This is a genomic window from Streptococcus mitis SK575, from assembly GCF_000257865.1.
GTDB classification, from domain to species: domain Bacteria; phylum Bacillota; class Bacilli; order Lactobacillales; family Streptococcaceae; genus Streptococcus; species Streptococcus mitis_CQ.
Map to the genome: position 1 here is coordinate 111,284 of NZ_AICU01000056.1, position 8,250 is coordinate 119,533.

Here is an 8,250-nt window from a genome sequence, read left to right on the forward strand (position 1 = left end):
TTTATTCTCCTGAAAATTCACGCGCAGTCTGGGCAACTACGTCTGTTTCTAGCATGGTACGAATCTGGCGGATTGTACTATAAACAGCCTTGGCATCGCTTGAGCCATGAGTCTTGACAACAGGTGCCTTGACACCAAACAAGACTGCTCCACCAACATCTGAATAATTGAGCTGTTTTTTCAAACCTCTAAGGCTGTCCTTGAGAAGGAGGGCGCCTAGTTTCGCTCGGAGACCACCACCTGTAATAGCTATCTTGAGCAAGCCCATGATTCCCATGGCTGTCCCTTCGATGGATTTGAGCACAGCGTTTCCCGTGAAACCATCTGCCACAACAACATCCGCAACGCCATTCATCAAATCACGTGCTTCCACATTTCCGATAAAGTTTAAACTTTCATCAGCCACCAGTAATTCATAGGTTTCCTTACGAAGCGGGTCGCCCTTACTACTCTCTGTTCCATTGTTGAGCAAGCCAACGCGTGGTTGCGCAATACCACGAACATTTTTAGCATAGAAGGAACCTAGAACCGCATATTGATGGAGGTGCTGGGCTGTATTTTCCGCATTGGCACCGAGGTCCAGCATGTCAAACCCCTTCCCATCTACAGTCGGCAAAGTCGACATAAGCCCAGGACGATCGATGTTCTTGATACGACCCACGATGAAAAATCCTGCTGCTAGTAAAGCACCTGTATTCCCAGCCGATAGGACAGCGTCTGCTTCACCTTCTTTGACAGCCTTGGCCGCCAAGACCATACTAGCATTTTTCTTCTTCCGAATAGCTCTCGTAGGTTCATCGTCTGAATCAATCTTCTCATCCGTATGGATAATGCTGACGCGCTCTGTCGCTGTCAGATATTGCTTGATTTTAGCTTCATCTCCATAGAGTTGAACCTCGATATCTGAAAAGTCAGCCAGGGCTTGATTGACTCCCTCAACGATGGCTTGGGGTGCATAATCGCCTCCCATGGCATCTACTGCGATTTTTTTCATTTCTTTTCCTCTTTTAGTAATTGTCCCCAGTCTGCTAGGGAATCAATAAATTTCTTTGATTTTAGGTGAATCCCAACGTACTCTTCGTAGAGTTGATCCATAAATTGGCGTAGCTCTTGCTTGATTTCAGGCTTGAGCGAAATGGTCTCCAAAGTCTCAAAATCAATGGCTTGAAACTGATTGAGCAGATAAGGGATATTGGGATTGAGATGGCAACGTCTCTCATCCTCATGATAATGATCTGGACAGAGGCAAGCGCCATATTTGAAAGAAAAATCAAAAGCCTGACCGATCCGATGGCAGAAGACACACTCATTAAAATTGAGGCTGATCCCAAATCGAGTCAAGATTTGGATTTCAAAAATATTGGTCAAAACCTGATAATCCAAACCCGCTTCCATCAACTCCAAAGTCTTTTGCAAAAAAGCAAACAAGGGGGCATCCTGCTGATTGTCCTGCAAACTAGCATCGGCAAGAGCTGCCACGTAGGTCGCATAAGCCATGACAAAGAGATCACTATTAATCTTGGGAAAGGTCATGACCTCATGATAGTCCTCGATGTAGCTGAGCCCGTCATCATTGATTCGCAAGAGAAATCGTGCCAGCACCAAGGGCTGAATAACAGGAGCTAGTTTGGACTGACCAGCATGTTTGACGAAAAACATGCGTTTACCAGCCTGCTCTGTAAAGATTTTGACTAGCTTATCATCCTCACGAAAGTTGCGATTGTAGAGCACCAAGCCTTGACTCGTGATAGACTGAATCATGCTTCTCTCATATACTCCTCAAGTCGTTTCATGGCTTCTTTGATAGTCTCCATGCTGGCTGCATAAGATAGGCGAACATAGCCTTCACCATAACGCCCAAAGGCAGCACCAGGGATAAAGGCAACGGCCTTCTTCTGAGCAAAATCCTTGAGAAAGGCAAAGGAGTCTTGGTTGTAGCCCGCTGGAATCTTAGCAAAGATATAGAAGGCACCGTCTGGTTTGATAATCTCAAAACCAAGAGCAATCATTTTCTCGATAATATAATCCCGACGCTGGATGTATTCCTTCTTCATAGGTTCCGCATCGTTTTTACCAGCCGTCAAGGCTTCCACCGCAGCGTGTTGAGCCATGGTATTTGCAGCAGTGACCAAGTACTGGTGACTCTTAATCAACTGAGCTGTAAAGGCTGCAGGAGCGAAAATCAGCCCCAAACGCCAACCTGTCATGGCATGCGATTTAGACAAACCATTGATAATAATAGCCTGATCTCTCAACATGGTTCCCAGAGACACATGGGCTTCGCCTGTGTAGGTCAATTCTGAGTAGACCTCATCACAGACAACGAAAATTTCGTACTTGCGTAAAACGTCTGCCAAGGCTTCCAACTGCTCTCGACTATAGGTAATTCCTGTCGGATTAGCTGGATAGTTGAGAATAACCGCCTTGAGCTTATCACCCTGCTCGAGAATAGCTTTCTCTAGCATTTCTGGTGTCAAGACAAACCCATTTTCAGTTGTGTCAATCTCGACAATCTCTGCCCCAACTAGATTGACAATTGGTTCATAACCTGGATAAGCAGGAGCTGGCAAGAGTACCTTGTCTCCCTCTTCCAAAATAGCTGTCAAAGTAGCAGATAAGGCCTCTGTCGCCCCAATTGTAACCAAGATTTCATTTTCAGGAGCATAGTCCAGTTGATACTTTTCCTTAACAAAATCACTGGCCGCCTGACGTAAGGTCAGCAGACCACTCATCCCTGTATAGTAGGATTGGTTCTGGTCAATCGCTCGCTTGGCCGCCTCCTTGACATGGTCTGGCGTTGTAAAATCAGGTTCCCCCAAGGTCAAACGCAAGACCCCAGGAATCTCCGAAATAGCCTGGTCAAACTGACGAATCAACGAAACTTGAATCTTATCTAACTGTTTATTAAAGCGCTTAGTTAAGTCCATAGATACCTCCTACTGTAAAAACGTATCTCTATTATACTACAAAAGCCCCCCGACCGCAAAAATACATGATAGAATAGCTTTCCACTTTCTATTTTACTTTTCCTCTTTACAGGTCTATAATGGTAACAGATTCTATTTGGAGGTTTTTATGTCATTTCTATCAAAAAATGGAGCAGGCATCTTGGCCTGCCTTCTCATTTCCATCCTATCTTGGTACTTAGGAGGATTCTTCCCTGTGATTGGCGCGCCCGTTTTTGCCATTTTCATAGGCATGCTTCTCCATCCCTTTCTCTCGCCTTATAAACAACTGGATGCTGGATTGACCTTTAGTTCCAAAAAATTGCTCCAGTATGCCGTTATCTTGCTTGGTTTTGGTCTCAATATCTCGCAAGTCTTCGCAGTCGGACAATCTTCACTCCCTGTCATCCTGTCCACCATTTCAATAGCCTTGATTGTTGCCTACCTCTTCCAGCGCTTCTTTGCACTGGATACAAAACTGGCTACCTTGATTGGAGTAGGGTCTTCGATCTGTGGGGGCTCTGCCATTGCAGCGACAGCGCCCGTTATCCATGCCAAGGAAAAGGAAGTAGCCCAAGCTATCTCCGTTATCTTTTTCTTCAATGTCTTGGCTGCGCTCGTCTTTCCAACGCTAGGTACCTGGCTTCATCTATCCAATGAAGGCTTCGCCCTCTTTGCAGGAACTGCGGTCAATGATACTTCCTCTGTAACGGCTACCGCCAGCGCCTGGGACAGTCTCTACCAGACTAATACCCTCGAATCCGCAACCATTGTCAAACTCACGCGCACCCTAGCTATCATCCCCATCACTCTCTTTCTCTCCTACTGGCAAAGTCGCGAGCAAAAAAATAAGCTAGGTTTGCAACTGAAAAAAGTCTTCCCACTTTTTATCCTTTACTTTATCCTTGCATCTCTCCTAACCACCCTACTGACCTCTCTTGGTGTGTCCAGTAGTTTCTTTACCCCTCTCAAACAACTCTCCAAATTCCTCATTATCATGGCCATGAGTGCTATCGGACTCAAAACTAATCTGGTCGCTATGGTCAAATCCAGTGGAAAATCCATTGTTCTCGGAGCCATCTGCTGGATTGCCATCATCCTCACTAGTCTTGGTATGCAGACCCTTATCGGCATTTTCTAATACTCTTCGAAAATCTCTTCAAACCACGTCAACGTCGCCTTGCCGTATATATGTGACTGACTTCGTCAGTCTTATCTACAACCTCAAAACTGTGTTTTGAGCTGACTTCGTCAGTTCTATCTGCAACCTCAAAACTGTGTTTTGAGCAACCTGCGCTAGTTTCCTAGTTTGCTCTTTGATTTTCATTGAGTATAACACAAAAGGTAGCCCATCAGCTACCTTTTTCTTATGCTTCCTCAATCAAGCGTGTATGTTCTCTCTTGATGCAACGATTCATCACGATATCATCACATACACCAGCACGCAAGATTTCTTCTGCTTCTAGACTTTCAAGTCCTAACTGTGCCCAAAAAATCTTGGCATCAGCCTTAAGAAAATCACGCGCCACATCTGGCAAAAACTCACTGCGACGGTAAACATTGACAATATCTACAGGAAAAGGAATCTCAGCGAGACTAGCATAAGCCTTTTCACCCAATATTTCACCACCTGCTACCTTGGGATTGACTGGGATGATTTTATAACCCCGAGCCTGCATTTCCTTGGTCACTCGATTGCTAGTTGTTTCTTCACGGTCTGATAACCCCACTACAGCAAGGGTTTTACTCGTTGCGAGATACTGACGAATCACACCATCACTTGGATTGATAAATTCTTGACTCATAGAAATCCTCCTTTTTCTTCAGTATAGCACAATTTGAAAAGGCTTGCAGAATTCTACTACAAAAAAGGAGGACTAGCCCCCTTTTTATTTAGCCTCGTACCAGGTTGCCCCTTCATTTTCATCTGCGATGAGGGGAACACTGAGTTGAATGGCTTCTTCCATGGTTTGTTTGACCAATTTTTTCATCTCTGCCAATTCAGATTTAGGCACTTCAAGGACGATTTCATCGTGCACTTGCAGAAGCATCTTAGTCTGATAACCACCTGCAACCAAGGCTTTATCCAGCTGGATCATGGCAATCTTGAGAATATCTGCTGCCGAACCCTGGATAGGTGAGTTGATAGCAGTTCGCTCCGCAAAACCACGAATGTTGAAGTTACGCGAATTGATATCTGGCAACTCACGACGACGCTTGAAGAGGGTCTCTACATAGCCCTTATCACGCGCCTCACGCACTACTTCATCCATGTAGTTTTTAATACCTGGGAAGCGTTCAAAGTAGGTATCAATATAGGCTTTAGCTTCCTTACGGCTAATGCCCAAATTATTAGACAAACCAAAGTCTGAAATCCCGTAAACCACTCCAAAGTTAACGGCCTTGGCATTGCGACGGTCGTTTGCAGTCACATCCTCAGGACGCTCAATGCCAAAGACCCGCATGGCTGTCGAAGTATGGATATCTGCCCCCTCTTGGAAGGCCTTGATCAAGTGTTCATCCTTAGAAATATGCGCCAAAATACGCAATTCAATCTGTGAATAGTCCGAACTAAGCAGGACACTATCCTCCCACTCAGGCACAAAAGCCTTCCGAATGAGACGCCCCTGCTCCAAACGCACAGGAATATTTTGCAAGTTTGGATCCACACTAGACAAACGCCCAGTTTGGGTCAAATCCTGCACATAGCGAGTATGAATCTTGCCATCAGCCAAAATCCAGTCCTGCAAGCCAATCACATAAGTCGATTGAATCTTGGCAATCTGACGGTAATCGAGGATTTTCTTAACAATTGGCGCAATAGGAGCCAAGCGTTCCAAGATATCCACCGCAGTCGAGTATCCAGTTTTGGTTTTCTTAGTGTATTCTAAAGGTAACCCCAATTTTTCAAAGAGAAGTACGCCCAACTGCTTAGGCGAGTTGATATTAAACTCCTCACCAGCCAGTTCATAAATCTCCTGAGTCAGCTTTTCAATGACAAGCTCATTTTCAGCCTGCATCTCAAGCAAGGTCTCTTTCTTGACCCTAATCCCAGCAATTTCCATCTTAGCAAGGACAAAAGCCAGAGGTTGCTCCATATCATAAAGAAGCTCTAATTGCCCATTTTCGCTGAGTTTTTCAAGCAAAATAGGCTCTGTTTCGACCAAAACAGCAAGCTTACGAGCTAAGTGTTCCAAGAATTTCTCGCGTTCAGGAAGGGCCTTTTTGACCCCCTTACCATAGAAAGTCTCATCATCAACCAAATAAGTCTGACCATAAAGACTAGCGATAGTCGCAATTTCATTGTCCTCCACAGTCGAAAGGAGGTATTTAGCCAATCGGCTATCAAAAGCAGGAACCTGCAAATCCACACCAAAACGATGCAAGAGAACTTTAGCCTTCTTAAAGTCATAAACTCTCAGAGGTGTTTTTTCTAAAAAGTCCTTGAAAATCGGCTCTTGCAAAAGTTCAAGTTTGTCTGTGGCATAGAGCTTATCTCCACAAGACCAAGAAAAACCAACCAAATCATCCGTATGGTAATTCTCTCCAAAGAGTTCAAAGTGGAAGATAGATTCTTCACTCAGCATATCTTGACTGATTTGGTCAACAATAGTAAAATCCAAGCTCTCAGCAACATCAGCTGACGACACATTTAAAGCCTGTTTGAGCTGTTTGAAGCCCATCTCATCGTAGAATTTCCCGAGATTTTCCACATCTGGACCACTATAGACCAAATCCTCCAAACCAATCTCAATCGGTGCCTTGGTATCAATGGTCGCCAGTGTTTTAGACAAAAAGGCCTGTTCCTTATCATTGATGAGATTTTCCTTCATCTTAGAAGCCTTCATCCCATCGATATTCTCATAAATTCTCTCAAGTGAACCATGCTCCAGCAAGAGCTTGATACCCGTCTTTTCACCGATTTTGGTCACCCCAGGGATATTATCCGACTTATCACCCATGAGCGCCTTGAGATCGATAAACTGAGCCGGTGTAATGCCCATCTTTTCCATAAGATATTCTGGCGTAAAGGCCTCAAACTCAGCCACACCTTTCTTGGAAATTTCAACCACCGTATGCTCATCCGTCAGCTGAATCAAATCCTTGTCCCCACTGACAATGGTAATATCAAAACCATCCTGCTCTGCTAGCTTATCCAGTGTCCCAATGATGTCATCCGCCTCATACTGAGCCAACTCATAGTGACGAATCCCCATATGATCCAGCAACTCACGAATAAAGGGAAATTGCTCACGAAACTCATCCGGAGTCTTAGCCCGACCACCCTTATAGTCCGCATACATCTCTGTACGGAAGGTCGTCTTTCCCGCATCAAAAGCCACCAAAATATGACTCGGCTCAACTCGTTCCAACAAATGACTCAACATCAACTGAAAACCATAAATCGCATTGGTATGCAAACCAGCCGCATTCTTAAAACGGTCCAACTGTTGATAGAGGGCAAAAAACGCCCGAAAAGCAACAGAAGACCCATCAATCAATAATAATTTTTTCTTATCCATACACCCATTATAAAGGAAAGCACCAAAAAATACCATTGGAAAGAGCCAGACCAAGCATTTTTCATACTTTTTCCGAATAAATAGATAGAGCCAGAGAATCTAGTAAACCTAGATTTAAAAATGTGCTATAATGAAAGGAGAAGAAATATGACTGTGCGTCATCCGGGCATTAGCCCAACCAATGACTTGGTTGCTAAGAAAATCTTTAGCAATCCAGAGATCACTTGTCAATTTATCCGCGATATGCTAGACTTGCCCGCAAAAAATGTGACCATTTTGGAGGGAAGCAATATTCATATCTTGCCTCCCATGCCGTACTCGGCCCAGGATTTCTATACTAGCATAGATGTCTTGGCGGAGTTGGACAACGGCACACAAGTTATCATCGAAATACAAGTCCATCATCAGAATTTTTTCATTAATCGTTTGTGGGCTTATCTATGTAGTCAGGTCAATCAAAACCTAGAAAAAATTCGCCAGCAAGAGGGCAATACTCATCAAAGTTACAAACACATCGCACCAGTATACGCTATCGCAATTGTAGATAGTAACTACTTCCAAGATGATCAAGCTTTCCATAGCTTTAGTATGCGAGAGGACACGACAGGTGAAGTCTTAACTATCACAAATAATGGACAGGAACATCATCTAGTCAAGATGGCGTTCTTGGAACTAAAAAAATACAGAGAAACCAGCAAAGACGAGGTTCGTAAACCGTGGTTGGAGTTTTTCGGGAATAAGCCCTTTACTCAAGAACCCGAGCGAGCTATCAGCCAGGCAGA

7 protein-coding genes are annotated in these 8,250 nt (G+C 44.3%); 2 read left to right on the forward strand and 5 right to left on the reverse strand.

The genetic code is table 11. From position 1 onward, the window contains the following. Position 1: 1 nt before the first annotated feature. The 3 genes from plsX to HMPREF1048_RS07830 are packed head-to-tail and all read right to left on the reverse strand — an operon-like array spanning position 2 to position 2,927. Positions 2 to 994, reverse strand: coding sequence for a phosphate acyltransferase PlsX (plsX, locus tag HMPREF1048_RS07820; RefSeq protein WP_000717440.1), 993 nt, complete (start codon positions 992 to 994; stop codon positions 2 to 4). Continuing rightward, positions 991 to 1,761 (reverse strand): DNA repair protein RecO, encoded by a 771-nt coding sequence (gene recO, locus HMPREF1048_RS07825; protein WP_000616131.1) that lies wholly within the window; start codon positions 1,759 to 1,761, stop codon positions 991 to 993. The genes plsX and recO overlap by 4 nt, the downstream gene beginning before the upstream one ends. Beyond that, positions 1,758 to 2,927 carry a pyridoxal phosphate-dependent aminotransferase gene (locus HMPREF1048_RS07830; RefSeq protein WP_000366349.1) on the reverse strand — a complete coding sequence of 390 codons (1,170 nt, stop codon included), beginning with the start codon at positions 2,925 to 2,927 and terminating at the stop codon, positions 1,758 to 1,760. The genes recO and HMPREF1048_RS07830 overlap by 4 nt, the downstream gene beginning before the upstream one ends. A 148-nt stretch (positions 2,928 to 3,075) precedes the next feature. Here HMPREF1048_RS07830 and HMPREF1048_RS07835 point away from each other — a divergent pair, with 148 nt between their 5' ends. Then, positions 3,076 to 4,086, forward strand: a complete 1,011-nt coding sequence (locus HMPREF1048_RS07835) for a YeiH family protein (RefSeq protein ID WP_000009137.1) — start codon at positions 3,076 to 3,078, stop codon at positions 4,084 to 4,086. A 226-nt stretch (positions 4,087 to 4,312) separates the two neighbouring features. On the opposite strand, the gene HMPREF1048_RS07845 is transcribed toward HMPREF1048_RS07835, so the two are convergent. Both HMPREF1048_RS07845 and polA read right to left on the reverse strand, forming a co-directional pair. Continuing rightward, positions 4,313 to 4,750 (reverse strand): CoA-binding protein, encoded by a 438-nt coding sequence (locus tag HMPREF1048_RS07845; RefSeq protein WP_000076489.1) that lies wholly within the window; start codon positions 4,748 to 4,750, stop codon positions 4,313 to 4,315. An 84-nt stretch (positions 4,751 to 4,834) separates the two neighbouring features. After that, positions 4,835 to 7,468: a DNA polymerase I gene (gene polA, locus HMPREF1048_RS07850; RefSeq protein ID WP_025171929.1), complete on the reverse strand. Its 2,634-nt coding sequence runs from the start codon at positions 7,466 to 7,468 to the stop codon at positions 4,835 to 4,837. A gap of 147 nt (positions 7,469 to 7,615) precedes the next feature. Here polA and HMPREF1048_RS07855 point away from each other — a divergent pair. Beyond that, positions 7,616 to 8,250, forward strand: a 635-nt coding sequence (locus HMPREF1048_RS07855; protein ID WP_000218316.1) for an Rpn family recombination-promoting nuclease/putative transposase, incomplete at its 3' end; no start/stop codon positions are given.